Raw genomic sequence first — 26,326 nt, 5'->3', positions numbered from 1 at the left:
TGCACCATTTTTCTGAGTCGTAGGCATATGTAGCTCGCATGGCAGGCTGGCGGCGCCCGTTGGTGGAGCGGGATGCGGAAGCCGGGGCGATCACGTCGCCGTTCGTAGTCTGCCCTTGTCACCGCTCGCTGGTGATCGTGCCGACTGAACGTGATATTTCTCAGCCGGCGGGGAGCACTACGCGTACCCGGGCGCCGGACAACACTGGATGGTTTTGGGGCCCGGAGTCCAGGAAAAGGTCGCCGTCGACTGATTGCGCAAGCTGGCGGACCTGGTAGAGCCCATTCCCGCGGCCGGGACCTCGTGTTCCCACTCCCTTGCGAAGAAAGCGGTAGGTACTTTCTGTTTCCCGGCCGAACCCAGGGCCGCTGTCCCTCACGGTTACGATGACATCCCTCTCCTCAGCGCGCGCCGAAATGGAAATGGTGCCCCGGCCGGTGTTGTCGCGGACTGCTTCTGCCGCGTTGTCGACGAGTTCGAACACGACGAATGCGAGCAATTCTGCCGTGACCGCGACTGTCAGCCCTGATACGTTGTCCACCACGAGATGGAGGTCAGGGTGGGTGTCGACGAAGTCGCTGCGCATTGCCTGCAGTACCGCGTCGACATCTGCTTGTCCTGTGAGGCGTGGATGCACATCGACAATTCCTGCAGTTTGCGCGTGCATACGGTCCCAGACGGCCATGCGGGCGGTGGCGGCGGCGGTTGGGTCGTCGACCAATCGTAGATACTCCTCGCGGGCGGGGCTGAGCGCATGCCGATGCCGAACCCACCTATCGAGTCGGAGGCTGTCGGCGTCGACCGCGATCGATCGCTTGAGAACCTCCCGCTGGGCCTCTTCGAGCTTGGCGGGCGCCAGATCGCGCAACGCGACGAGCGCTCCACAAGATCGGAACCGAACTACACCGTCCCGCTGCTGGTTCAACAGCCACAGTGGCTCCAGTTCGTTCCATCCCGCACGCACCGCGTCCGCGGCTACCTCATCGTCGCATTGGGCTGCGGCATCGGACGCGCGGCTCGTTCCTTCAGCCTGCGCCGTGTAGGCGGCCCAGAATGCGAGTACGGCCTGAGGAGACCGACTGATCGGCGTCAGAATCGTCGCTGCCACACGATCCCCGTTTCCACCGTCGCGGGCCCAGATTCCGACACCCGCCGGTATCGGCAACCTGCGGTTCTCCCGCTGCAAAAGGTAGTCGAGCAATTGGACGGTCAGCCCGGAATCCAGCCCGGTTTGATACGCGATCATGTCGGCGGCGACAGTGTCCCCGAGTCCCGCGAGGTCCAGTAGCCAGCACAGAGTCGAGAACCGATCACCTTCATCGACTCCCCAGAGCTTTTCCAGTCGTACGGTGCTGTCGGCCGACAAGGCTGCTATCGGCCATTGCCGCGCGGCTAGGCGGAGCACCGATACCGACCGATATTGCGCGGGTTGCGCGACCAGCAGCAGCAAGTCGCGCAGCGTGATCGTTGCGACAGCGGTGCGCCCCACTGCACTCGACTTCACGAGATCAGGTCCGAGTGCAATACACGGTGTCGCGGTGACCAACTCGTCTGGAACGTGCGTAGTTCCGCGCTCAGCGACGTAGACCTCGATTGTGCCGCCGGGATGGAAACGGCGCGTCTGCGGGTGGTCGAAGAGATTGTGCAAAGTCGCCAAGGAGCCGCCTGGTACCGCATGAACGACGATCGCATCCCGGTCCGCGCCGAGAAGGCTGTTGAACGCGATGGCTACTTCCGAACTTGCACCCGCTATGTCGTCCCACAGCCGCTGGCAGGCTTCGACCGCGTCATTGGCCGCCGTGTCGTGTCGGTTGAGGCGTTCGAATCGCATCGGGCGACGTTGTGGCGCATCGGTGTACCAGCGCAGTACCTCTTCTGCTGGGTCAGTCCACTCCCACCGGGACAGACGTGGCGCAGCCTCCGGACCTGTCGGTGCCGCACCGCTGTCGAGCATCCTTTGTGCGGCACGCAGGTGTCCGGCATCGATCAATGCTGTGTAGACCTGCCTTTCGGCAGGCTGAGACGCTTCGATGGCGCGCAGAGCGCGGAGCTCGGTGCGGCGGCTATCGATATCCGTCGACAGCTGGTCTTCGAGCTTCCGAAGGTCGCGTTCGACCTTTGACCAATCCGACCCGCACACGTCCATCCAGCGGTCCATGTCGCACACGAATGACACCCCTGCGTGCTCAGCACGCTCGGACAGCGCCCGTAGGCGGACCTCGAGCTCGCCGCGGCGAGCTTCCTGAGCGTCGTGAATACACTGTCGAAGTCGTGTGGCGTCGTCGGTGAACCCCGGGTACTCCTCGACCATCCTGGATGCGACATCGAACCTCCCCGCAGCCACCAATTCATCGAAGACTGCCGGTTCGTCCTGACCGGCGACGAGCCCGGCGAGAACTGCGTCCACAGCCGTCGTGCTTGCAGAATCAGGCGACTCTGTGAGCACGATCAGCAACTCCACGAAGCGGAAGCGGCCCGGCCAGACTGCTAACACACTGATCGGCAACTGAGTCATCGGCGTACTTTCGCCCAGGTCGCCAACGGCTGGAGCCGATCCAGCAAGGCGAGTATCGGATACGCATGTGGACGGGGTAGTGCATTGGCGTCGGTATAGAGCGCATCCCTTGTATCGAGGACCAGATCCGCCAATTCTGAATACGGCGCAAGGATCAGGTCGTGGCGTGCGGCGGTTTCCGATCGGGGACCGGATTCGAGCAGCATTCGGGTCTGGAGCACGATGCTTTCGATGTTCCTGGCGAACGCCAGTTGCCGCGACCACTCCATCGGCTCCGCGCCGATAGCGGCGATCTCGTCGTCGAGATAGCCGCGCACGTCTTTCGGGAGCTCCGACGCTGAGAGTTTGCGATCCGAATCAGCACTCAGAGACGCAGATTCGATCATCGTCAGCAACCCGTCGGGTTCGAATAGCCTGCGATGAAGTGCCACGCCGACCGAGAAGCTGAACCGATTCAACCGCTTGATCTTGTCGATTTCGGAAGCGATCGTCTCCCATCGTGCTCGGGCATTCAGCCTGTTTCTCGAGCTGGTCAACAGTGGCAGAGCTTCCGATAGCGGAACCCTCGACCATGTACTCGCGGCCACACGCGTGGTGTGGTCTGCGACTGTCCGCCACGAATCCGGCAGCGATTCCTGGAGAATCTCGGTCGCACCGGGTCCGTTGTGGCCAGACCACAGCAGAGTCTCCGCGAGTGCACCAGCTACACCGCCGATCTGCTCGTCCGGCTCGCGAAAGGACAACTCCAGCGCCGCATTGTCGAGTTCGGCACCGACCGGGACCTCCAACGCGGCTGCCGCGACCCATGCGTGCGGCGCAAACGGGGAATCCCGATGATGTCGGATTGCGCCCGCTAGCACCGCGGCCTCGACAAACGCTCCGCGCGCCCAGGAGTCCTCCAGTAGCCACCGCGTCCAGGTGAACCGTTCTGACGAGCTGGGCTCGGCAATTCTTACGAATGCCGCGGCCGCCGCTCGAAGTTCGTCGGATGGCACCCCCGATTCCTGCCACGCGTCGAGCAGGGTCCACGGCTGATCGAGCTCGGCTATCCGCGCCCCGACCACATGGCCGAAACGGCCCGAAGCCTTGTGCCGCAGCGCATCGGCGCGGACGAGCAGCGCTGCTGACCGGCCGCTCGTCCGTGTGCCGACAGGGCTGGAATCATCCGTATTTCCGGCGGGCCGTTCGCTTCTGAACCCGCACCCGACAGCGCCGGCGATCTCGGTGGGGAAGGCATGTGATGCGATTCGCAGACCGAATCCGTTCGTTCCGCGGGACTGTGCATTTTCGCGAGTGATCGAGGCCCCCAACGGCACGAAGCATCCGATCACTGTTACGTCGTCGGCGCACACGATATTTGCTGCCGGTTGTCTACTGAGAATCCGAGGAGCGTTGGTGTATTTCTCGGAGCCGAGGCCGCAGATCGCGGGGCGTCCCGCGGATCGGTTGTCCGGTCCGTAGACGACTTGAACGGTGGTACCCGTGCGGAGCCGTTCGCGCAACACACCGAGTAGAGCTCCGCCACCGTCGCCGAAATCGGACGAGATGACGATGTCGCGCTCGGCGGCGTGAAGCGCCTCCCACATCGCGTCGTACTGTGTCCCGCCTGAGAGGAATTCAGCCACCGATCCGCTGGTGTAGCGTCGGCGCAGCTCATCGCCCATGATCGTGCAGCATTCCGCCCACTTCTGCGCCCAGAGCTTCAGCGCTGGATGATCGGCGTCGGATCCGAGTACTGGTGGGTGCAAAGTGCTGGTCGTGGAAGTCGCATGTGTTCGAGCATGCTGTGCGGGCTGGAAGTCCTCCGCGCGCATCAGCATCCGCCTGCCCAACAACCCCGGTAGCCGGTCGGATGCCCAACGCAGCATCTCGGTGACTGCCACCGGTTCTCTCGGCCCGTCCGAGCTCGGGCTGATCACCACGCCAACGTCGTTCGCCTGTCCGGCTAGGTCCATCGTCATGACGCTGCGATAGCTGACGAGGGCATGGGTGTTGTCCTTGATCACAGCACACGCGCTGCTCTCAGCGCTCTTGGTCGCGGAGTAGAGCACAGGACCACCTCGGCGTCGGGCGAGTTCCACCAGGGCATTACTGACCGGGACGTCGAGTGCGGCTCCCGCTCGACGTCCCCAGACGAGAACCAGACGGACGCCTCGGTCCACAGTCTCTCGCAGCAACGGCAACAGAGGATGCAGTGCGCTGTACCGGATCTCGGGGACCAGGAATACGACCTGCTTTCGGGCCGTGCGCAGCAACTCCTCTATCTGCCATGCGAAACCGGCAGCACGTTGCACTGGTGTCACTTCCGCGCGCGCCCGGTCCAAGACATCAATCCGTTCAGACAACCGACTGAGTAGCCTGGTCAAGACCCTCTGTTGCGCGTCAGCTGAATTGACCTCGATGTCCGCGAGTTCGTGCACCATCGACCACATCGCTGCCAGCGTCCGTTCTGCACTGACCGCCTCGGTGCGGTCCCTCCTCGCGTTGGCTGTCAACGACTGTACGAACGGCAACTCTGGCGGTTGTTCGAGGACTAGATCGGCAAGATAGTTGCTCAGTCGCCATACTGCGGTGTGGCCCCACAACAGGTCGTTGCGAATAGTCGTGCGCAGCCGACCGGACTCCGAGTCGAGCTGGACGTCCGCGATTTCGTGAATCCACAGGTCCTTCGCAGGCTCGCGCAGTATCGGGTTGTCGAAACCCACGCGCAGTATATTGCGACGACCTGCCCAGCGTCGCTCACTCCGAAAAGCTCTCTGTACGGCCCGGAGTAGCTCGGTCGGCGGCAGATCACGTTCCTCTGAACCCGATACCCGAGGCAGAATCAAACTGCCCTCATGTGGCCTGGAATCACCCTGGTCTACGCTGAAGATGCGGCCGGTGATCGGCTCGAACAGAAACGATCTTCGCTGTCGGGTGACCGAAGCATCCTGGAGTGTTTGGTGCTTGGTGAGGCGCTCCAGCGCATGTTCGGCCAGGTTCAGCCGACCGCCGCTGTCGAAGTCGATGCAGATGTAGCCTTTACTCCACAATGTATGCAGCACGTTGATCATGACCCGGTGCGGCACGGCGAACAGGGCTGACAGGCTTGTGGCATCGTGATGTTGAGGGTGTTCGTCATCGTGCACTTGTGCCCGTGGCACCAACAAGGCCCGCGCGACCAACTCCTCGAGGCTGGTGAAGTCCGCCTCGTGGCCCACATCGACTGTCAGGATCACCTGCCGGCACGGGATGGCCAGTTCGACGACGCCGTTCACAGCCACTCCAGATCATCGATCCCGACCACAGCACCGTATCGTTCGATTGTCGAGACGATAGTGGTCCAGCACTCGCCGCCGTACTCTGCAAAGTGCTCCAGGTCGCCGACCAGCACCAGCAACCGCTGCGCCCTGGACAACAGTACGTTGGCAACCTCCGGCTGACCCACGTGCCCGACATTCGACATCACCGTCGCTCCGCGCGCTGGTCCGGTGCGGACCAGTGATACCACTACTCGATCAGCCTGTCGCCCCTGGAACGAGTGCACCGTGTGCACTCGTCCGGCCAGTTCGCCCATGCGCCGTAGAGCAAGTACTTGGGAGGCATAGGGTGTCAGGACAACCAGACTGTTCTCGCCCTCGGCGCCGGCGGGCAGTGATTTTGGTCGGATCGTTTCGACGAGCTTGGCGACCAGTTCGACTTCGCCTGGATTGCTCCAGCGTGGTATCTGCCGATGAGTCTCCGCTCCCTTTGTGTCGATCCACACCAGCGGGCGCTCACCTAGCTCGGTCGGTGAAGTGATTCTGTGTGACGGATTCCATCCAGGCTTCGTACCGGTGGTGAGGAAGCTCATGGGCAGATCGTCCGCATCCTCCTGCGGTGGTGTTATCGGGTAGAAAGACCGCCCAACCGGCTCTGCGATATCTGGATGCATACGGAACTGCTTGGTCAAGCTATCCCATGGTCGCCGCGCGAGCTGTTCCGGCGAGAGCGGTTCGGTCTCGCGCTCGAAGAATGTGCGGAACAGATTGAGTGCTTCCAATCGCATCGCCTTCTGCTGAAAATGGGCTTTGATAGGAGAATCGTCGGAGGCTGTCGACAGACCATCAAGAAAATTCTCGACGTCGTGCGCGCGATGCGCCCCGAGCTGGCGATGATCTCCGATCAGCGTCCATCGTGTGCCGAGGGTCAACGGGACGATGAGTTCCGTAGGCCACGCCTTGGCAGCCTCCTCGACGATCACCCAATCGAAGTGCTCCCCGGAGCTCGGCACATCACTCCGCAGCTTCGCTGCCATCGAACATGTAGCCAGCACCACGTTCGCGCCGGCAATGATGCGATCGGACAACTCGATCCGGTCATCCCGAACGATCTGGGCCCATTGCTTGGCAAGCCGCAACTCCTCAGGCGACCACGACTCCTCGGCAGAGATCGATCCGTCCATCCGCGCGGCTATTTCGCGTTCGATATCGGCGACCGTGCGGTGAGTGAGGCGTTCGATCACATGCGGCACGAGATCCTCGTGGATCCTTCGGCGGCCAGCGGTGGCTGCCGAAGGATCTGTCCCTGCGCCTTCCGGGTCGGTATCCAGGCTGTCGGATGTCCAGCGCAGCACAAGTGTGTGTTTCGGGAGTTTCTTGATCAACTCGAGGCCGAGGTGGTCCAGCGCGAAGTTGGCCTGTGCGGTGACCAGGACCCGTCTTCCTGGATCTGCCGTCAGGTACCGGAGTAGAGCCTCCGACGCGACCATGGTCTTGCCCGTGCCTGGTGGCCCCTGAAGGGCGTAGAAGGGCTGTAGCGCAAGCATCTTGCCTATCACGGTCTCCGCGTTTCCCTGCAGCTTCTCGGGCGGTCCGGAGTAGTTCCTCCCACGGCTGAAGTCGATGGACGTGGGATTGCGCAGCGCGCGGATCAATGCGGTCTTGTTCTCCAGATCGATCAGCGCTCGGGCTTGTCGCCGCAACTGCGGGGCGGTTCCGCTGTCGGAGGTTGCGCGTATCCAGCCATGTGCAGGTATCCGGTCACCGCCGAGCGTCGACACCTCGATCTCGGTCGCGCTGCGTCGGCGTACAAAGTCGACCACGATGGTGGCCCGGCGAAAGTCCGGCCTGCGCCCGCTACGCGAGATCTCCAGCTGAACGATAGGTTTGTCCCCTGGGTCGAGCTGATCGAAGAAATCGCCGAACATCGGCCGTCGGCGATTGTCCATGGAGAAGTAGGTCAACATCGGCGAACCGTGTCGACGGAGATCGTCACGTGCGGAGTCGAATTCGATCACAACCGTTCCGCGTTCCGCCGGGTCGAGTCTATGGAAGGCATAGCAACGTGCCACCGTCTCGGTCTGCTGATATTCCAGGAGGAACCGAAGCGATTGTACGAACTCGAAATCGGCGGGGTGCTTACGCTTGGTCGAGGTGACTCCGTCGAACAGTGACTTCCAGGAAGGATGGTCGGTGCGATCCTTGTGAATCGGTGTGCGAAGCCGGAAGGGGATCAGCTCGAATGAGCTCACGCTTCGCCGAGGTCGCTTGCCGATGAGATCTCGGGCGAACGGGCGATCGGCGAGAAATCTGATCACCAGGATTCGGTCGTCGACGATCTCCTGCTCGCCGATCCACTCCTTGAGAGGAGCGCAGAACCACACTGCCTGCGCACCGATGAGCACCCACTGGGCATCTTCCAGCGCGGTATCGCCACGATAACGGGGCGGAACGTAGCCGATCGCTCCGGTCGGGCAATGCACCAATTCCGTTCCTGCCAGTTCCTTTTCCAAGAACGTCGCGAGTTCGGCTCGGCCGGCGGCCTCCGTCGGTGGGTGCGCGATCCAATGCCGCTCGGTATAGAGCGTTTCGACGGACAGGTCTGGCATAAAGGCGACCAGGTACGGTGCCGGGAGCGTGATCTCGTCACGTTCGCTGAACATTTCCCAGTTCTTGGCTATGGCGGTCGCTGCGTCGAACGAAGTTGTGCGGGTGACGGGATCGCTGTCGAGCATCGACAACAGCAGCGTTGTGAGGGCGCGCGGCAAGTTTCCCTGGCTGGTCAGGCGGGACCGCATCTCACGGTGCATCCGGGCAAGGGCATCTGCGATGTCTGAGCCTGTCGCCGAAGCCACGGCGGCATACGGTTGAGGGAGCAGCTCCGGTATCGGGCCGACGAACAGTTCCCATCCGAGAACACCCAATCCGAAGACATCGGTTGTCACCCACTCGTGTCTACCGTCGGCTCGGCTCTCGAAGAGATAGGTGTGCAATTCGGGTGCAAAGTACAGGTAGTGCCGTGCACGCTCCAGATTCGGCGGTGGTTGTAAGTACAACTCCCGCAGACGCTCTCGTTCCCGTTGCTCGCGATAGCTACCCCGGCGGAGAATGTCGCCGATTAGAGTGCTCATCTCGAAACCGCACAGGCGCAGAGCGCGGTCGCCGTCGTCCGGATGGTACGAGCGCAATGAGGCAACGGTCAGATTCCGATGCAGCACCTGCGCGCCGTTCAATTCACTCAGAGCATCTGTGAGCAGACTGAATTGTTCCCAGGCTGCGGCTGGATTCGTGCGTGCCCATTCGATGGTCTCGTCGAGATTCACCGGCTCGCCGGGATAGTCCGTCAGCGTGAATGCTATACGTTCGGCGACGTCGAAAGCGCCGTTCTCGATCCGGGGGAGGGCGGGATGGTCCAACGCGTCCAGCCGCATCAAACTGTGCAGACCGTATTCCCAAAGATCCCCGGCGAAACCTTCAACTCCGTCGAACAACTGGAGCTCGTACCGACCCAGCTCGTCTCCTTTTCGCATGAGCTGGGCCCGCACAATTGTGTCTGCCGCCAGGATGGTCGGATCGCCGATGATATCGAACCCGCCGTAGGGCGCGGACTTCCGGCAGAAGAGCCGATTGATGAGAGCCTTGTAGTGTTCATGTTGGCTGATCGCCTCAGATGTCATGGGTTCTCCTTGTTCAACCAGGCCGGATTCCAACGGAGTGCGACAGTGCCGTCCGATGTCGCGACGGCCAAGTCATTGCCAAGTACCACCATTGACAGCACTGGGGAGCCCAGCGGAATATAGTGTTTCGGCTCGGGCGAAATCGGATCCCAGACACACACCATCCCGTCATCGGTTCCCGCGACCAACAGATCGCCCCCGCCGCTGGGCAGTACCGCCAGGGCGACGATCCATTCCTGGAGGCCGTTCAGGGCAGGGCCGGATCGTTGCCACGTTTCGGTATTCCAAGTGAGGACGCACTCGCGATCAGCTGCTGCGAGGAGTTTCGTTCCGTCTCGGCCTGTCAGGAACGCGAGGTTACGCACTGGGTAACCGAAGCCGGTCAGTCGCGGCGCGATAGCTTTCGGGGTCCACGGGTCCCATACGGCGACCGTATGGTCGTCGCCGCCAACGGCCAAGATTGCGCGCCCCGCCTGGTCGTACCCCGCGGCCACCGTGCGAACGCGTCCGTTGTGAGCGGCGAACGAGGGGCGGGCCTCGCGCCCGGTCGACGCATCCCACAGGTGGGCTACGCCGTCGTCCTCGCAGACGACAACGACGACAGTGACTCCCCCTCCGTTGTCAAAAGATGCTGTTGCACACATCGACTCGGTACGGGCGAGGCACGAAATCCTGGCGTCCGCCAGATCTGATAGCCACAACGCTGATTCCGTTCCGATTACCAATTTCGTGCCGAGCGCGGACGACGCATGTAGCGCGCAGATCGGCTCATCGAGCATCGGCCGTCGCCGCGAGAGCTCCTCCCCGCTTGTCGCATCGAACAGGGTGATCCCGGCCGCGACGCCTGTGACGAGGACTGTTCCCGCACTTGAGGCTACTGCGGCAAGCATCGTGGGATGGCTACCCGATGCGGTTATCACAGGGCGATCATGCTGACCATTCCCGACGGGGTCCCATACTCGTACGGTGCGATCAAGCCCTCCGGTGGCCAGTTCGACGCGGCCGTCCGAGTGGCTGATCGCCACAATCGAGGTGATCTCACCCGCGTGCCCGATGAGCGGAGCGTCGACCGTAGCGCCGGTGCTGGTATCCCACAGTCTGATAACGCCGTCAGCTCCAGCGGCGGCGAGCAACGAGCGGTCGGAGTATCTCAGCACGGTCAAGACACGCACGAGCGGCGCCGAGAGCGGTTGCCCGATCTGCCTAGAGTCTTTGTCCCACAATCGAACTGTCGAGTCCTTACCAGCGGTCGCGATTCTAAGCCGGCCATCTCGGTCCGAAAATACGGCTACGGTCGAGAATGGGATCGGACACCGCCAGCGGAGCGGAGCGTCGGTTCCGTCGTGGCGCCAAATATTCACAACGTGGTCGGCTCCAGCCGAGACCAGCTGAAGCACACCGGTGGGGTCGACCCAGGTGTGCAGGGCGGACACCGCGGCACCGTCGTGATTCGGCGGGCGGGCGGAGGTCGGTGTACTTGAATCCAATCTCCACAAACGGATTCGACCGTTCCACCCGCCGCTGGCCAGAAGTATCGGCTGATCATCTTCGGCGATCAAGCACAGCGCTGAGATGTTCTCCTTGACCGGAAATGGGGCACACATCGGTTGACGGGTCGCGTAGTTCCACACATGGACAACCATGTCCGCGCCGAGACTTGCCACCACGCCTCCCGCTGGCGTTCCGCACGCTGCCAGAGCGGTGATGGCCCCGGCGTGGGGCACGGGTGCCTGTGCGGCGAGATTGCCGGTGAGCGGATCCCACACCCGTACCAGCCCATCGCTGCTCCCGGTGGCGAGCAGCGTGCCGGAGCCGGACGGGAATGCCGCCAGCGTCCTGACTTGGCCGGGATGGGCGTTCAGTGTGAGGTGCAGCGAGTGGCGAGCCAGATGTGCCCAGCGGACACCCCAGACCTGATCCTCTGTGTAATGCGCGGCCGGCGGAACTCCGGTCGTGCGTGCGGATCCGAGTTCGCGTAGGCCGGCGCGGTTCGAATCGGTATCAACGGCCAAGTGGGCCGTCGCGATCGTGCCGGTTACTGCCGGAGGAAGCGCGGATGTATCGCCGTCTCTCATGGCGTAGAAGGCGACGGCCCGAGCATCCAGCCGATCGAGCACGTCGAGGTGCTCGACCACCAGGTCCCAACCTTTTCCTCCCAAGGCTGCGAGGTGAGCTGGGAGATGCCGCACAAGATAGGGATTCAGATCCGAACCCGTCTGTGTCGCGACTGTCAACAGCGCCTTCGCCACGTTCTCCGCAGGGGCCGTCGAGACTGCAGATGCTTGCAGGGCCTCACGAAGCGCCTGGTTGGCCAGCCGATACACACTCTGGCCGTCTTCGACATCGAGCAAGATGTAGGGGGCGGCAGCCGAGCGTGCCGCCGATATGTCAGCGCCGGTGACTTTTTCGCCGTAGAGCGCTGTCGCTGACGCAGCCCAGATCTGCCCCGCCATCGGCAGACCTCTGCCCTGGGCGACAGCGAGGGCCTCCAACGCGTAGCGAGCTTTCGGAATCCGGTCGGTCAATTGGTCGACGGTGGAGCGAAAGAGGCGCTCGTAGTCTGAAGACAGCAGCTCGACGAGCTCGTCTGTCCGTTCCTCAGAAAGTATCTCCCGGTCGGACAGAATGGCGTGCGCAGCCAGATTCGCGTCGAGGAAGGTGCGTAGTCCAGCAGTGTGGCCGACCTGCACGGACCGCGCAAGCCCGAGCACCTTTCCGACGGCGGCCCCGGCGACGCCCGCACCGGCCATCCGCCGCTCCAGGTATTCCGCGATAAGTTCGTTCGAGGAGGTGATGACGAGATCGCGAACATGCGGGTGACCCAACCCGAGTTGGCGTAGCAGAGTTGGATCACCGGCGGACTGCTGTGGACGTGATTCCGGTGTTCGAACACCCACCACGACGCGTACGCCGCGGAGCGAACCGATCTCGTTCAACAGCGCGGCCACCCCCATCGGTTCGGCGGCTTCATCGAGGGCATCTGCCAGGACGGTGAATCCGGCCGCCTGACCCACCTCGCCCAATGCGGAGACGATGTCGTGGCGCGGTTGCTCCGGGACGGCTCCTGGTGCGGAAATCCCCAGGGCATCGACGAGACTTGAGATGACTTCCGCCACGGTCATTCCAGCGAGATGGACCGACGCGTCGATTGTCGGCGGACGTCCGGACCTCGGCCATCGCCCGCTGGAGAATCCAGCTTCGGCGAGCACTCCAGCCAGCTCTGGGCGGGAATGCAGCAACAGGTTCCCCAATACCGCTGATTTCCCGACGCCGCGCGGGCCTGTCACAGCCAGGACTCCATGATTGGAACCGGCCAGCCAGGTCGCAATCTCGGCTCGTTCGTGGTCGCGACCGACGAAATGCCATGCGACCTCACCGAGATCGGCGTTGCTGCCCATGCGTGCGAACGTGATCCGCTGCTGTGCGGGTAGGCCTTCAACGATCCGGGTGAGCTCGGCGAAGGCCTCGACCGAGGTCTGCAAACCTGGCAAACGAGTTGGTCGGACGATCGGGTGGCTGCGCGCAAGCGTGAACTTATCGACCAGCCCCGGTACGAGCGACTCCTCGAAACGAGTGTGGAGGTCCGCGAGGCGAATGACAGTATCGGTCGGCTGGAGCTCGTCGATCCACTCCGCCAGCGCTCGCCGGAACCGAGCAAGGTATCCGCTGCCCTGGTCACCGCCGGAAGCGAGCAGCAGAATCCCTTCGAGACCCCGCGTCTTGCGCAATTCGAGACCAACCTCGGATACGAACGCGGCCGCTGAGCACGCCTCGACCACGACGATGACCCAGTCGCGCCGATCACGTCGTCGAGCATATTCGCGGCGAATGTGCCACGCCACGATGGCGGGCTGTAGATCGAGGTCCTCACGCTCGCCCTGCGCACCGCTGACGATCAGCGACGCGGAATCCGCGTTGGACGGTCCGTGCCCGATCCAGACGAGAACTGAACTTCGCCCGCTCGCCCGCCCTGACCACTCTTGCAATCGGTGGACGGTGGCCGACAGGTCTCGTAGTCCTCCTCTCGGCTCCCATACGTGCCCCTCGCCACCGAGCTGGTTCAGCAGCTCCGCAATAGCGGATGCCTCAGTATCGGCATCGAACTCCGGGTACCGTTGGGTGTCCAGGTAATTGCCGTGTGGCAGCAATACGACATCGAATCGGTTCGAGCGGTCGTCCGATGCGGTGCTAGAGGTCGGGTCAATCGCTGTCATCGTTATCGAGCCGATCGACCATCACCAATTGTGTGACCGGTTCGGCACCACCGCTGACCGCAACTCGGTACAGTCCCGGCTGACGGATGGTGACAGTGGCTGTCACCTGGTCGTCGTGGTCTCGCCGGTAGAGCGTCGGCCGCGCTACTGTTTCGTCGTAGCTGCCAGTGTTCTCGACACGACAGCTCACGCGGTCGGGTTCGGTGACGTCTGTGGCGACGATGTCGAACGGTTCGCCTACGGGAACGAATTCAGGGACGACGAGGCCGAGTTCGGCTTTACCGAGGACGAATTCGCGCTCCGGGATATGTGTGAGCAAGCCATAGGCCGCGTCGATCACCGTCTTCGATCGGCCCAACGACTGATGTTGCTGGACGACGGTGTTCTCCTCGGTACCGGGAAAGTCGCCGGCGTATCGGTAGACCGTGCCGTCACCCTTGTGGTTGTCCGCGATCGGGCGTCTCGTTCGGGGGTCGGTGACCACCGCGCCGTCGGGGCCTAGCCGGACTCGGTAGTTCATCGGCAGAACTCTTCCGTCGACCATGCGTAGGCTCTGCGAGGTCTCTTGCCCGGTGCCGACGAAGCGCCGGTGTCCGACCATTGTGGTGTCGGCGAGTCGTCGGAATCTCTCGAAAGTTTCCTTCGAGAGGTCGGCGTCGCCACCGATGGCGGCAACGTCGCTGACTGTCAACGCGGAAAGACCATCGCGTCCTTGCATGCATCGGTAGGTTGGCAGGAGATCGTGTAGTCCCGGAAGGGTTTTGGCCAGCTCGCCGACGTGTTTGCGCGACAGAAGCCCCGGTGCACCCCGTCCCGAGTTCAGCATCTCCGTGGTTTTGACAGCGCCCTGGAACGGCGTGCCGAAGGTCAGAGTGGCTCGTACGTCGTCGGACGCCCCGGATATTCCGGCCATCGCCCAGCACAGCAGGCCTCCCATGGAGTGGGCCAACATGACCAGCTGGGCATCCCGCGCATCAGGGTCCGCCTGTCGTGCCTTGTCGTAGGCTGGGTGCCTTCTCCAGGCTGCCAGATGGTCAGTCGCGGCACGTGCCAGCAGGGTGGCATTGTGATCGACGGAAAGCCGCCAGTCATAGGCGAATTCCAGGATGGCATCGGGGTGGGCGACCGCGGTCCGCAATCCGTCTACGAGATCTCGGTACGGCTCCTGCCCTCGTAGGACGGGCGCCCACGCAGGTGCCTCCAGCAGGCCGCAAGCCTTGATCCGCCCGGTGCGCCCCTCGCGCTCCGCGTCGGTGACATGCAGTGCCCGTAGACCTCGTCGATGTCGCCACCTCAACGAGTACTGAACCACCTGTTCCATGCCCCATACCCAGCAGTTGTTCTCTGTGTCGTACAGGCGACTACCCATGATTCCGGGAACCAGTACGACCGCGTCGTAGCACGCACTGCGGCGGATCAGTGGGTAGCTGGTACCCCCCTGCGACTCCATCACTCAACGGTAGCGGACTCGGACGGAGGTCTTCTGGTTTCCAGAGGCCCGGTTTGCGGGTATCAGGATTGAGTCTTCTTGCCTTGGCCGGGCCAGCCATGTTGCCCGAGAACGATTTCGGGCGGTTTCCGGACGGTCTTCTCTTGGGTCCGGGTGGACTCGATGGTCGGGCTCACGGTCTCGCGCCTGTCGGTTCCGGTGTTCGCATCATCGGTGACACTGTTGGCCGCTTGGGTGGTGTGTCGGGCAGGCCGAGGCCAGACGGGTCGTCAGACATAGCTGTCGGCGACGGCGGCTGCCGTCGCCCTGCGGCGCGGCACCGCGAACGGGCTGGGGCTCGGCCGCGCGCACGGCGCGGATTCTACGTACGGGGTGCCTCGCGAACATGCCCATAAAAATATGGTTTGCGCCGATGTGTGTGGGGTACTTCGTTTTTGTCGGTCAGCTGAATGGTTACCGACGCGTACCTGAATGACTCGCTTTGCGTTCCGTCGATTCGAATGACCCGCGTTACATATTCGTTCACCTGGAATTTATTACCCAGGTCACAATTTCGCGGTAGCTTCGTCCTGCTCATTTACAGCCATCCGCTATGACTGTGCTGTGTATTTGCGGAGCCTGGTAGCAGGCATTAACGTTCTCCGAAACTGGATAATCCGAGCAGGACCGCGAGCGCTCGCGCTCATCAAGTTCGCTGCCGGGGAGGAATCGGTTCATCAGCGAACAGATGTGGCGCCACCAGTCGGGAGGGGGCGCCGAATGCGTCTGTGGGAGTACCAGGGGTAATTCATGACAGCGGTCGTCGCGGTTCGCGCCGAGCCGGAAATTCCGAATACCGACCCGTCGTTCGCTTTTCGCGGTGTCGCGCTGATCGCGACGATTACCGCGATTGCGCTGACCGTGACGGCGGGACGCTACGAGTTCTTCGGTGACGAGCTCTACTTCCTGTCGGCCGGACGGCGGCTCGACTACACCTACGCCGACCAGGGCGTGGTGGTGCCGCTGTTCGCCTGGATCGCCGATGTGCTCGCGCCGGGATCGACGACGGCGCTGCGCTTTCCCGCGGTGGTGATGGGCGTCGGCGCGGTCGTCGTGTCGGCGCTGATCGCCTACGAACTGCGCGGCAGTCACCGCGCGCAGCTGCTCGCCGCGGGCACCTACGCGACGTCGTACCTGGTGGCGACCCAGGTCATCCTGAGCACCTTCTCCTTCGACGCCACCTTCACCGCCGTGATCACCTGGCTGTTCATCCGCTGGGTGCGCACCCGCCAGGACCGGCTGCTCGTCATCACGGGCCTGGTCGCCGCGCTGGACATGCAGGTGAAGTGGATGATCCCGCTGGTCTGGGCGTGCCTCGGCCTGGCCGTGGTGCTGTGTGGTCCGCGGGAGATCCTGCGCCGCCCCGCGCTGTGGGTGGCGACCGGCATCCTCTCCGCCTCGCTGATCCCGATCCTGATCTGGCAGTCCCAGCACAATTGGCCGCAGCTGGCCATGGGCTCGATCATCGGCGCGGAGCAGGACGCGACCGGCTACGGTCCGCCCGGTTTCTTTCCGCAGTGGGTCGGCTTGGCGGGCGCGCTCGGCGCGTTGTTGCTCGCGTTCGGCTTTTGGGCGGTGTACAAACAGGAATCGCTGCGCCCGTATCGGTTCATCGCGGTCGCCTTGGTGATCATGACCACATTCGTGGTCGTCACGCACGGTCGGCCGTATTACCCGACGGGATTCTTTCCCGCGATGTTCGCCCTCGGTGCCGTCGGCCTCTGGCAGTTCGACCGTAAACGATGGATGAACCTGGCATTGATTCCGATCGCCGGAATCTCGGTGCTGACATTCATTGCCATGATCACCGTCACCCCGTTGCCTGCGAGTTGGCGGATGCAGGCCGAGGACGCCATCGATCTCGGCTTCCGATCGGCGTTCTGGGGCACCACCAATTGGTCGGAAATGGTGTCCGCGGTCGGTGCCGGCTACCACACACTGACGCCCGAGGAAAAGGCGAACTCCGCCGTCGTCGTGCAGGGGTACTGGCAGGCGGGCGCCGTCGAGCAGTTCGGCGGGGAGTACGGTCTGCCCGCCACCTACAGCCCGAGCCGGGGTTTCGGCTTCTTCGGGCCGCCGCCGGACTCGGCGACCTCGGTGATCTACCTCGGGCTCGACACCGCCGAGGCCGACCTGCGCGCCCGGTTCACCGAGGTGGAGCGGGTCACGCAGCTCGACGATCCGATGGGCATCCCCGGCATCGACCGCATGGTCGCGGTCTGGCGCTGCACGGGACCGAAGCAGCCGTGGTCGGTCATGTGGGACGACATGACCACCCTGTACTTCGATCTCGGGCTCTGGCGCGACCCCAGGGCCACCACCCGCCCGACGCGCTGAGCCACCCGGCTCAGAACAGGCCGCGCAGGGCCAGGAAGCGCAGGCCACCCGCCGCCGCCATGACGGCGAGCACGGCGCCCGCCTGGGCGAACTCACCGAGGCCGGGCGCCAGCGCGTCCAGTCCGGCCAGGGCGGCGGTGCTGGTCAGCAGGCCGATCAGGGCCAGGCCGCCGCCCTCCCACTGCGCGGTGAACCAGCCGACCCGGCCCGCTGCCCGGAAGGTGAGCTGACGGTGTAGCTCGTTCGCGATCACCGTGCTCACCAGCGACCCCGTGACATTGGCGGCCAGCGGACCGAGCCCGGCGCAGGCCACGAACAGCGCGACGTAGGCGATATTGCTGGCGCCACCGACCAGCGCGAAGCGGATCAACTGCGCGAGCGGGTGATCGGCGCGCAGGAACCGCCGCACGCGGCCGGACAGGTCCCTGCGCGGCAGCACGACGAGGGCGGGACGCAGGGGCGGGGCGGCGAAGGCGGTGCTGTTCACGAGAACTACCGTCGCCGCCTGCGCTGACGCCGACCTGACGTCGGCCTGACACCGACCTGGCACGTCGGCGTCAGTGGGTGTGTCAGGGCGGTGTCAGCCCGGTGTCAGGTCCACCGGCGACCGTAATCGCCATGAACAACACAGCGATCGCGGCCTCCGGGCTGCGCAAGGCATACGGGGACAAGACCGTCCTCGACGGCATCGACCTCCGGGTCGACGCGGGCACGATCTTCGCCCTGCTCGGTCCCAACGGCGCGGGCAAGACCACCACGGTCAACGTGCTGACCACCCTGCTGACCGCCGACGGCGGCACCGCCAGGGTGGCGGGCCACGACCTCGCGACCGAGACCAAGGCCGTCCGCAAGGCGATCGGCGTCACCGGCCAGTTCGCGGCCGTGGACGACCTGCTGACCGGCGCGGAGAACCTGAAACTGATGGCCGACCTGCACCGCCTGCGCGGTCCGGCGGGCAAGCGGGTGATCGCCGGGCTGCTGGAACGCTTCGACCTGGTCGAATCGGCGGGCAAGCCGGCCGCAAGCTACTCCGGCGGCATGCGCCGAAAGCTGGACCTGGCGATGACCCTGGTGACCAAGCCCGAGATCGTCTTCCTCGACGAGCCGACCACCGGACTCGACCCGCGCAGCAGGCGCACCATGTGGGAGATCGTGCGCGAGCTGACCGCCGACGGCGTGACGATCTTCCTCACCACCCAGTACCTGGAGGAAGCCGACCAGCTGGCCGACCGGATCGCCGTGCTGGACCAGGGCCGCATCGTGGCCGAGGGCACCGCCGAGGAGCTCAAGCGCCGCATCCCCGGCAGCCACGTCCGGCTGCGCTTCGCCGACGCCACGGAATTGGCCGCGGCGGCGCGGATCCTGCCCGACGCCACCCCTGACGAGGACGCGCTGACGCTGAACGTCCCCGGCGACGGTGACTCGAAATCCCTGCGGGCCCTGCTGGATCGGCTCGCCGCCCACGCGCTGGAGGCCGAGCAGGTCTCCCTGCACACCCCTGACCTCGACGACGTCTTTCTCGCCCTGACCGGGCACCCCACCACGGAGGCCGAAGCCCGATGAGCACCACCACCGCACCCAGCACCCTGTCCGCCGCACTGTTCGATTCGTCGGTCATGTTGCGCCGCAACTTCACCCACATCACCCGATCGCCCGTCACCATCTTCAACGCGGCGCTGATGCCGGTGGTGATGATGCTGATCTTCGTCTACGTCTTCGGTGACGCCTTCGATGTCGGCGAGAACTACATCGACTACGCGGTGCCCGGCATGCTCATGCTGGCCATCAGCTACGGGCTGTCCGGCACCGCGGTGTCGGTGAGCTCCGATATGACCACCGGTGTCATCAACCGGTTCAAGGTCATGGACGTCTCCCGGGGCGCCGTACTGACCGGCCACGTCGCGGCGAGCATGCTGACCAATGTGGTCGCCATCGCCTCCGTGCTCGGTGTCGGGTTCGCCCTGGGCTTCCGGTCGCCGGCGACCGCGGCGCAGTGGCTCGGCGCTCTCGGGGTGCTGCTGGCCACCGCCTTCGCCGCGGCCTGGCTCACCGTCGCCCTCGGCATGGCCGCCAAAACCCCGGAGGCCGCGGGCATGTCGGTGGTGCCGCTGATCATGCTGCCCTTCGTGAGCAGCGCGATCGTGCCCGCCGACAAGATGGGCCAGGGCGTCCGGCAGTTCGCCCAGTACCAGCCGTTCACGCCGATCATCGAGTCGGTGCGCGGCTTCCTGACCGGCCATCCCTCGGCGGGCCACACCTGGGCGGCGCTGGCCTGGTGCGTGGGTTTCGCGATCGTCGGTTACCTGTGGTCGCGAGCGACCTTCACCAAGCGGGCGTGACCGGTCTCAGCGCGGCCTGGCTCAGCTCCCCATCGCCTCGGTGACCACGCGGTCACCGGGGCGATGTCGGCTGTGATCACCGGGCGAGGGTGAGCGCGACCAGGGCGGGCCGGTCGGCTTCCGCGCCCTCGCGCGTCGCCTCGGTGAAGGCCGTGTCGCCGAGGCGATCTCGGGCGATCCGCTCGATCCTGGCCACGTCGGGATGGGAGTGATCGGGCAGGCCGCGCGCCGCGGTGCCGGCCGCGAGCAGGCGCGTGGCCTGCTCGTACTGGTCGGTGCGTACCGCCAGGTCGGCGATTCCGACGAGGACGTAGGCCAGCAGGGGCGCGTGGCCCGCCGCCGTCGCCGAACGGAACGCGGCGTCGCAGTGATTCGCGGCCTCGGCGAGGTCGTCGGCGAGGTAGCCGAGCGAGATCTCCAGCATCGCACCGACATTCGGTTGCTCGGCATCGGTGCCGAGGAGGGCCCGCGCGTGGAGGATCTGCCCGTGCGCCAGGACGGGGTCGCCACTCCAGCGGGCCAGTTCCGCACGCGCCAAGGCGACTTCGGCCAGCGCGGTGGGCCAGCCGTTGAGATCGGCGCAGCGCTGCGCCTCGGCGAGCGCGCCCGCGCTGGCGTCCGGATCGCCGAGCAGCCAGTGCAGCTGCGCTTGGCGCGCCCGCATCGCGACCACGTCCTCGATCGCGCCCACCTCGGTCACCACCGCGATGGCCTCGTCGAAAAGGACGACCGCGTCGGCGAATTCGCCGCGCATCGCGGTCCGATTGGCCAGCTCGGTGAGGGCGAACGACATGCCCCAGCGTTCGCCGAGCGCGCGGAATTCGGTGAGCGCCTGCGCGAGATACTCGTCCGGCTCCGGTCCGCTGTGCCCGAGCACGGTGCGCAGCTTGCCCAGCTGGAGCCGGGCGAGTGCGCGCGCCCAGGGGTCCTCGTCGCCGAGGACCGATTCGAAGGCGGGCAGGTATTCGTCCGGGCCGCCCAGCATGCGCTCCAACGCGGCCGTGAATCGCAGCGCCGGATGGCTGCCGATGGCATCGCGGCCGAATCGGTGCGCCTTGCGGATCCACTCCGCGACCTGCTGTTCGTCATTGCGCCCGGAGGTGACGAAATGCACGACCAGCCCGTACACCAGCGCCCTGGTCTCGTCGTCGACCTCGCCGGGAAGTTCGGCGGCCGCGATGACCAGCTCGGTGCCCTCGCCCTTGTGCCCGCCCAGCCACCAGTACCAGCCCGCGGCCCCGGCCAGCCGCATCGCCGCCGCGGCGTCCGCGCTCGCGAGCGCGCCGCGCATGGCCAGGGCGAGGTTGTCGTGCTCGGCCTCGAGGACGGCCAGCCAGGTCAGCTGCTCGGCGCGGCGCAGGTGCGGCTCGGCGGTGGCGGCCAGCCCGGTGAAGTAGTCCAGGTGCGCCTGTCGGGCCTGCTCCGCGTCGTCGGCCTCGATCAGCCGGTCGGCGGCGTACTGCTTGATCGTCTCCAGCATGCGGTAGCGCGGGGCCGGGTCCTCGGTGACGACCAGCAGCGACTTCTCGGTCAGCGCGGTGAGCAGGTCGAGCACCTCCCACTGCTCGACGGTTTCGCCGGCGCAGACCTGTTCGGCCGCTTCCAGACTCGCGCCACCGGCGAACACCGCGAGCCGCGACAGCACCCGGCGTTCGGCGTCGCTGAGCAGTTCCCAGCTCCAGTCGACCACCGCGCGCAGGGTCCGGTGCTGCGCGATCGCGGTCCGGCTGCCGCCGGTCAGCAGTCGGAACCGGTCGTCGAGGCGGTGGGCGAGCTGGTCGAGGGACATGGTGCGCAGGCGGGCCGCGGCCAGCTCGATCGCCAGCGGGATGCCGTCGAGCGCCCGGCAGACCCGCGCCATGGTGGCCCAGGTGTCCGGATCGGTGCCGAGGTCGGTGCGCACCGCGCTCGCCCGGTCGCGCAGCAGGGCGACGGCGGGGGAGGACTCGATCTCGCGCGGCTCCGCCACCGCGGCGGGCAAGGTCAGCGGCCGCACCTGCCACAGCGCCTCGCCGGTGATGCCGAGCGGTTCCCGGCTCGTGGCCAGGATGCGCAGCCGGGTGCACTCGCCGAGGATCCGATGGGCGAAGGTCGCGGCCGCCTCGATCACGTGCTCGCAGTTGTCCAGGATCAGCAGGGTCTCGCGATCGCGGATCGCGGCGACGAGCCGGTCCATCGGTTCGGCGTTCGGCGAGCTGCCGAGCAGCGCGTCCCGGAGGCCGAGCGCGGCCAGGGCCGATTGCGCCAGGTCGCCGTTGGCGTCGGCGGCGGCCAGTTCCACCAGCCAGGCGCCGTCGGGCAGGTCGCCGAGCATGGTTCGCGCGGTCTCCACGGCCAGCCGGGTCTTGCCCGAGCCGCCCGGGCCGGTGAGGGTGGTGAGCCGGTGGTCGGCGATGAGTTCGCGGACCACGGCGATGTCGGCGTCCTTGCCGACGAAGGTGGTCAGTTCCGCGCGCAGATTGGTCGTGCGTTCCTGCGGCCGCGCGCCGACCTCGCCGCGTAGCAGCGCGACGTGCAGCGCCGACAACTCCGGTGACGGGTCGACGCCCAGTTCGTCGGCCAGGGCCGCCCTGGCGCGCTGGTACACGATCAACGCCTCGGGCGCCCGGCCCGCCGCGCCGAGGGCACGCATCAGCGCGGCGATCAGTCGCTCGCGCACCGGATGGCGGGCCACGAGTTCGGTCAGCTCGGCGACCAGGTCGGCCCCATCGCCCAGCTGGATCTGCGCCTCGTAGCGGTCCTCCAGGGCGGCCAGGTACAGCCCGTCGAAGCGGGTGATCACCGCGTCGACGGCGGCGCTGTCGCCCAGGTCGCGCATCGGGTCGCCGCGCCAGAGGCCGGTGGCCTCGCCCAGCAGCCGGGCCCGGTGCGCGTCGTCGCCGCCGCGCGCGCGGTCGACGAGCTGCTCGAACCGGATCGCGTCGACGGCGTCGGGCGCCACCGTCAGCCGGTAGCCGCCGGCCTGCACGTCGATGGCGCCGTCGGGCAGGACCCGGCGCAGGCGGGAGACCAGCGCTTGCAGGGCGTTCGCCGCGTCGGCGGGCGGCTGCTCGCCCCAGATCCAGTCGACCAGGCGCTCTTTCGACACCGCGCGGCCGGGTTCCAGGGCCAGCGCGACGAGCAGCGCCCGCAGCCGGGCGCCCGGTACCGCTATCGATCCACCGTCCTTCGTCCGGATCTCCAGCGGCCCCAATATCCCGATCTGCACCCGGCCCATTGTGCCTCGCGCGTCAACTGGTCGCCGGTCCGGATACGCGTCAGCGGGGGCGTCAGGTCGGTGTCAGGTCGGTGTCAGGCGGGCTCGCGACAGTAGTCCCATCAACGACGCGGCCCCCACCGGGAGCCCCCGATCTCCAGGAGATTCGCATGTACACCTTCCAGACCCCGCAGCCGATCGCCGTCACCGTCGACGTCCTGTCCGCGAGCGTCACCGTCGTCGCCGCCGATCGCGGCGACGCCGTCGTCGCGATCCGGCCCGCCGACCCGGCCAAGAAGGCCGACGTGCGCGCCGCCGAGCAGACCCGGGTCGAGTTCACCGACGGCGTCCTGACCGTGACGACGCCGAAGAACTGGCGCACCTACACCCCGTTCGGCGGCAACCCCTCGATCGAGGTGACCATCGAGGTCCCCACCGGCTCCCGGTTCACCGGCACCGCCGGGGTGGGCCGCCTGCTCGGCGCGGGCGAACTCGGCGAGTGCGACCTGACGGTGTCCCTCGGTGACATCGTCGTCGAGCGTCCGCTGGGCTCGGTCACCGCGAAGACCGCCAAGGGCGATATCCGCATCGGCGAGGCCACCCGCGGCGAGTTCCGGCTGGAGACCTCGGTGGGCGAGGTCGAGGTGGGCGTGCGTCCCGGCAGCGCGGTGCGGCTGGAGACCGCGGCGACCGTCGGCACCGTGCGGAACCTGCTGGCGCCGGTCGCGCCGTCGGGCGACACCGTCACGGTGTCCGCGCGGAACGCGCTGGGCAACATCGTCATCCGGCACACCGCCGCCGTCTGAGTCCCGGCCGTGCTGGAACTGCGGGTCGACCGGGAGCGCTGCATCGGCGCGGGCATGTGCGCGCTGACCGCTCCCGACGTCTTCGACCAGGACCCCGACGACGGCCGGGTGCTCGCGCCGGCCACCACCCGCGCGGCCGAGTGGGAGCAGGCCGTTCACGAGGCCGTCCTGCTGTGCCCGTCGGGAGCGATCACCTTCGTCTCCCGTGAATCCTCCTCTCCGACAAGGAAAGACAATGAGTGACACCATTCCCGTCCCGCACGGACTGCCCCTCGACCGCGACGCGGGCCCCTTCGATCCGCCCAGCGAGATCACCCGGCTGCGCGCGGCCCGGCCGGTCAGCCCGCTGATCTTCCCGGACGGGCACGAAGGCTGGCTGGTCACCGGGTACGAGGCGGTGCGCAGGCTGCTGGCCGACACCCGGTTCAGCTCGCGCCAGGACCTCGGCATCGTGCACGTGCCCTACGAAACCCCCGGCATGCCGGTCGCGACCGAGCCGTCCCCGCAGATCCCCGGCCTGTTCGTCGCGATGGACCCGCCGGATCACACCCGGCTGCGCCGCAAGCTCACCGGCGCCTTCACGGTCAAGCGGATGAAGCAGCTCGAAGAACACATCGTCGAGATCACCGAGCGACAGCTCGACGAGATGGCGCGGCTGACCCCGCCCGTCGACCTGGTCCAGGCCTTCGCGCTGCCGGTGCCCTCGCTGGTGATCTGCGAATTGCTCGGCGTCCCTTACGAAGACCGGGCCAACTTTCAGGTCAACTCGGCCCAGTTCCTGGTCAAGGACCAGACGCTGGAGGAGAAGATGGCCGCGTTCGGCGCGATGAACATGTATCTGGCCGAACTGGTGCAGCGCAAGCGGGCCGAGCCCGGCGACGACATCCTGTCCGACCTGGCCCGCCACGACGACCTGAGCATCGAGGAACTGACCGGCATCGCCTTCCTGCTGCTGCTCGCCGGGCACGAGACCACCGCGAACATGCTGGCGCTCGGCACTTTCGCGCTGCTCGAGCACCCCGAGCAGCTGGCCCTGCTGCACGCGGACCCGGAGCTGGTCCCCGATGCCGTCGAGGAGCTGCTGCGCTACCTGTCGGTCGCCGACATCTTCTATCGCTACGCCACCGAGGACATCGAACTGTGCGGCGAGACGATTCCCGCCGGGTCCACCGTCGTCGTCTCGCTGCTGGCCGCCAATCGCGATCCGCTGCGCTTCGACGATCCCGATACCCTCGACGTCCACCGGAAAGCGCGGGGCCACACGAGTTTCGGTCACGGCATCCACCAGTGCCTGGGTCAGCAGCTGGCCCGCATCGAGATGCGCGCCGGTTTCGCCGGCCTGCTGCGCCGCTTCCCGACCCTCGCACTCGCCGTGCCCGCCGGGGAGGTGCGGCTGCGGACCGACATGAACATCTACGGCGTGCACGCCCTGCCGGTCAGCTGGACCGATCGCTAGCGGTGCGTGGCGGCCTGGGCGCGCAGCAGGGGCTGGGTGGAGCAGCGGAAGGCGCCGCCGAACAGGCGCGAGACGGAGAAATCGATGTACTCGACGATGACGCCGCGCTCCTTCAGCGCGTCACCGACCCGGGCGAACTCCGGGTCGGTGATGTAGGTGTCGGCGTCGATGGGCAGGCCGTTGGTGGCCATCGCGGCGGCCTCGTCCTCGTCGACCTCGATCATGTCCCAGCCGCGCAGCGGGGCGGGCAGGCCGTCGGGCAGCCGGTCGGGGCAGGCGATCAGCAGGCCCTGCCGGACCAGCCCGAGCGCGCAGTCCAGGTGCAGGACGTGGGCGGGCAGCCGGACCGGGGTGACGGTGAAACCGAAGGGCTCCAGGTACTTCGCGAGCCAGCGGTAGCCCAGTTCGTTGGTGGCCATCCCCGAGCAGCCGACGAAGACCTGATCGCCGAGGACCAGCACATCGCCGCCCTCGAGGAACGGTCCCGGCCCGGCCTGTCCCGGCGCGACGATCTCCGGTTGCGGCAGCGAGACATAGCGCGCGGTGGACGGCAGCACCCGGTCCAGCAGCAGCTCCCGGCTCGGGAGCACCTCCGCCCGGCGGTGCGGGAACCGCAGCACACCCTCGATGACGTGGTCGCCGACGGTGAACCACGGGTCGCGGACGAAGAAGTTGGCGTAGCCGGCCGGTCCGGTCGCCGCCTTCTCGGCGTCGGTGAACAGGCGCGGGCGCAGCACTTCGACGCCGTATCTGCGCAGGACCGCGGTCAGCTCGGCGCGCTCGGCCTCCCAGGCCCGCTGCTTGTCCGGGTAGACCTCGCCGAAGTCCTTGCCCCACACCGCGTCCAGGATCTCCACCGCACCGGGTTCCACCGGCAGCGCGTGCCCGAAGACCGCGGCGTCGGCCGGTGCCCGGAACTCGCTGCGGGACACCACCACCGTGCGCAGCGGAGCGAACTCACTGTCCACGCGGACCCGCGATGCGTCGGCAACCATGGGAGCGAACCTAACCCGCCCGCGGCGCCGGATCGTGGCACGCAACGCCGGGCCGACCGAAGA

14 protein-coding genes are annotated in these 26,326 nt (G+C 66.1%); 6 read left to right on the top strand and 8 right to left on the bottom strand.

Annotation, left to right across the window (positions count from 1 at the left end):
- Positions 1 to 160: 160 nt before the first annotated feature.
- Genes AB0L91_RS07730 through AB0L91_RS07710 form a run of 5 tightly spaced genes read right to left on the bottom strand, consistent with a single transcriptional unit; the run spans position 161 to position 15,095 of the window.
- Positions 161 to 2,515, bottom strand: a complete 2,355-nt coding sequence (locus AB0L91_RS07730) for an ATP-binding protein (protein ID WP_365008082.1) — start codon at positions 2,513 to 2,515, stop codon at positions 161 to 163.
- Positions 2,512 to 5,772 carry a hypothetical protein gene (locus AB0L91_RS07725; protein WP_365008079.1) on the bottom strand — a complete coding sequence of 1,087 codons (3,261 nt, stop codon included), beginning with the start codon at positions 5,770 to 5,772 and terminating at the stop codon, positions 2,512 to 2,514. Before AB0L91_RS07725 ends, AB0L91_RS07730 begins: the two co-directional genes overlap by 4 nt.
- Positions 5,769 to 9,431 carry an AAA domain-containing protein gene (locus AB0L91_RS07720; RefSeq protein WP_365008077.1) on the bottom strand — a complete coding sequence of 1,221 codons (3,663 nt, stop codon included), beginning with the start codon at positions 9,429 to 9,431 and terminating at the stop codon, positions 5,769 to 5,771. Before AB0L91_RS07720 ends, AB0L91_RS07725 begins: the two co-directional genes overlap by 4 nt.
- Complete coding sequence (locus tag AB0L91_RS07715; protein ID WP_365008075.1) at positions 9,428 to 13,645, bottom strand: AAA family ATPase; 4,218 nt, start codon at positions 13,643 to 13,645, stop codon at positions 9,428 to 9,430. The genes AB0L91_RS07720 and AB0L91_RS07715 overlap by 4 nt, the downstream gene beginning before the upstream one ends.
- Complete coding sequence (locus tag AB0L91_RS07710) at positions 13,632 to 15,095, bottom strand: hypothetical protein (protein ID WP_365008073.1); 1,464 nt, start codon at positions 15,093 to 15,095, stop codon at positions 13,632 to 13,634. Before AB0L91_RS07710 ends, AB0L91_RS07715 begins: the two co-directional genes overlap by 14 nt.
- A 789-nt stretch (positions 15,096 to 15,884) precedes the next feature.
- Between AB0L91_RS07710 and AB0L91_RS07705 the strand changes: the two genes are divergently transcribed.
- Complete coding sequence (locus tag AB0L91_RS07705) at positions 15,885 to 17,471, top strand: glycosyltransferase family 39 protein (RefSeq protein WP_365008071.1); 1,587 nt, start codon at positions 15,885 to 15,887, stop codon at positions 17,469 to 17,471.
- Positions 17,472 to 17,481: 10 nt separating this feature from the next.
- Here the strand turns inward: AB0L91_RS07705 and AB0L91_RS07700 are convergent, their stop codons facing one another.
- Entirely contained in the window at positions 17,482 to 17,907 is a 426-nt protein-coding gene (locus AB0L91_RS07700; RefSeq protein ID WP_365011215.1) for a GtrA family protein, read from the bottom strand.
- Positions 17,908 to 18,089: 182 nt separating this feature from the next.
- Between AB0L91_RS07700 and AB0L91_RS07695 the strand changes: the two genes are divergently transcribed.
- The gene (locus AB0L91_RS07695; protein WP_365008069.1) at positions 18,090 to 19,034 is read left to right on the top strand and encodes an ATP-binding cassette domain-containing protein; all 945 of its coding nucleotides are present in this window, start codon (positions 18,090 to 18,092) and stop codon (positions 19,032 to 19,034) included.
- Positions 19,031 to 19,810 (top strand): ABC transporter permease, encoded by a 780-nt coding sequence (locus tag AB0L91_RS07690; RefSeq protein WP_365008067.1) that lies wholly within the window; start codon positions 19,031 to 19,033, stop codon positions 19,808 to 19,810. The genes AB0L91_RS07695 and AB0L91_RS07690 overlap by 4 nt, the downstream gene beginning before the upstream one ends.
- Positions 19,811 to 19,886: 76 nt before the next feature.
- Here the strand turns inward: AB0L91_RS07690 and AB0L91_RS07685 are convergent, their stop codons facing one another.
- Positions 19,887 to 23,027, bottom strand: coding sequence for a BTAD domain-containing putative transcriptional regulator (locus AB0L91_RS07685; protein WP_365008065.1), 3,141 nt, complete (start codon positions 23,025 to 23,027; stop codon positions 19,887 to 19,889).
- 149 nt (positions 23,028 to 23,176) lie between these two features.
- On the opposite strand from AB0L91_RS07685, the gene AB0L91_RS07680 reads away from it, so the two are divergent.
- From AB0L91_RS07680 to AB0L91_RS07670, 3 genes are read left to right on the top strand one after another with little or no spacing between them, the layout of a single operon-like run.
- Positions 23,177 to 23,812 (top strand): DUF4097 family beta strand repeat-containing protein, encoded by a 636-nt coding sequence (locus AB0L91_RS07680; RefSeq protein ID WP_365008063.1) that lies wholly within the window; start codon positions 23,177 to 23,179, stop codon positions 23,810 to 23,812.
- Positions 23,813 to 23,821: 9 nt separating this feature from the next.
- Entirely contained in the window at positions 23,822 to 24,055 is a 234-nt protein-coding gene (locus AB0L91_RS07675; protein WP_365008061.1) for a ferredoxin, read from the top strand.
- Positions 24,048 to 25,268: a cytochrome P450 gene (locus AB0L91_RS07670; protein ID WP_365008058.1), complete on the top strand. Its 1,221-nt coding sequence runs from the start codon at positions 24,048 to 24,050 to the stop codon at positions 25,266 to 25,268. Before AB0L91_RS07675 ends, AB0L91_RS07670 begins: the two co-directional genes overlap by 8 nt.
- Here the strand turns inward: AB0L91_RS07670 and AB0L91_RS07665 are convergent.
- Positions 25,265 to 26,263, bottom strand: coding sequence for an amidinotransferase (locus AB0L91_RS07665; RefSeq protein ID WP_365008056.1), 999 nt, complete (start codon positions 26,261 to 26,263; stop codon positions 25,265 to 25,267). The genes AB0L91_RS07670 and AB0L91_RS07665 overlap by 4 nt on opposite strands.
- Positions 26,264 to 26,326: the final 63 nt, after the last annotated feature.

The sequence above is a fragment of the Nocardia sp. NPDC051833 genome, from assembly GCF_040681225.1.
Lineage (GTDB): Bacteria > Actinomycetota > Actinomycetes > Mycobacteriales > Mycobacteriaceae > Nocardia.
Note: the sequence above shows the minus strand (reverse complement) of the source record. Positions and strands in the feature narration are given on the sequence as shown.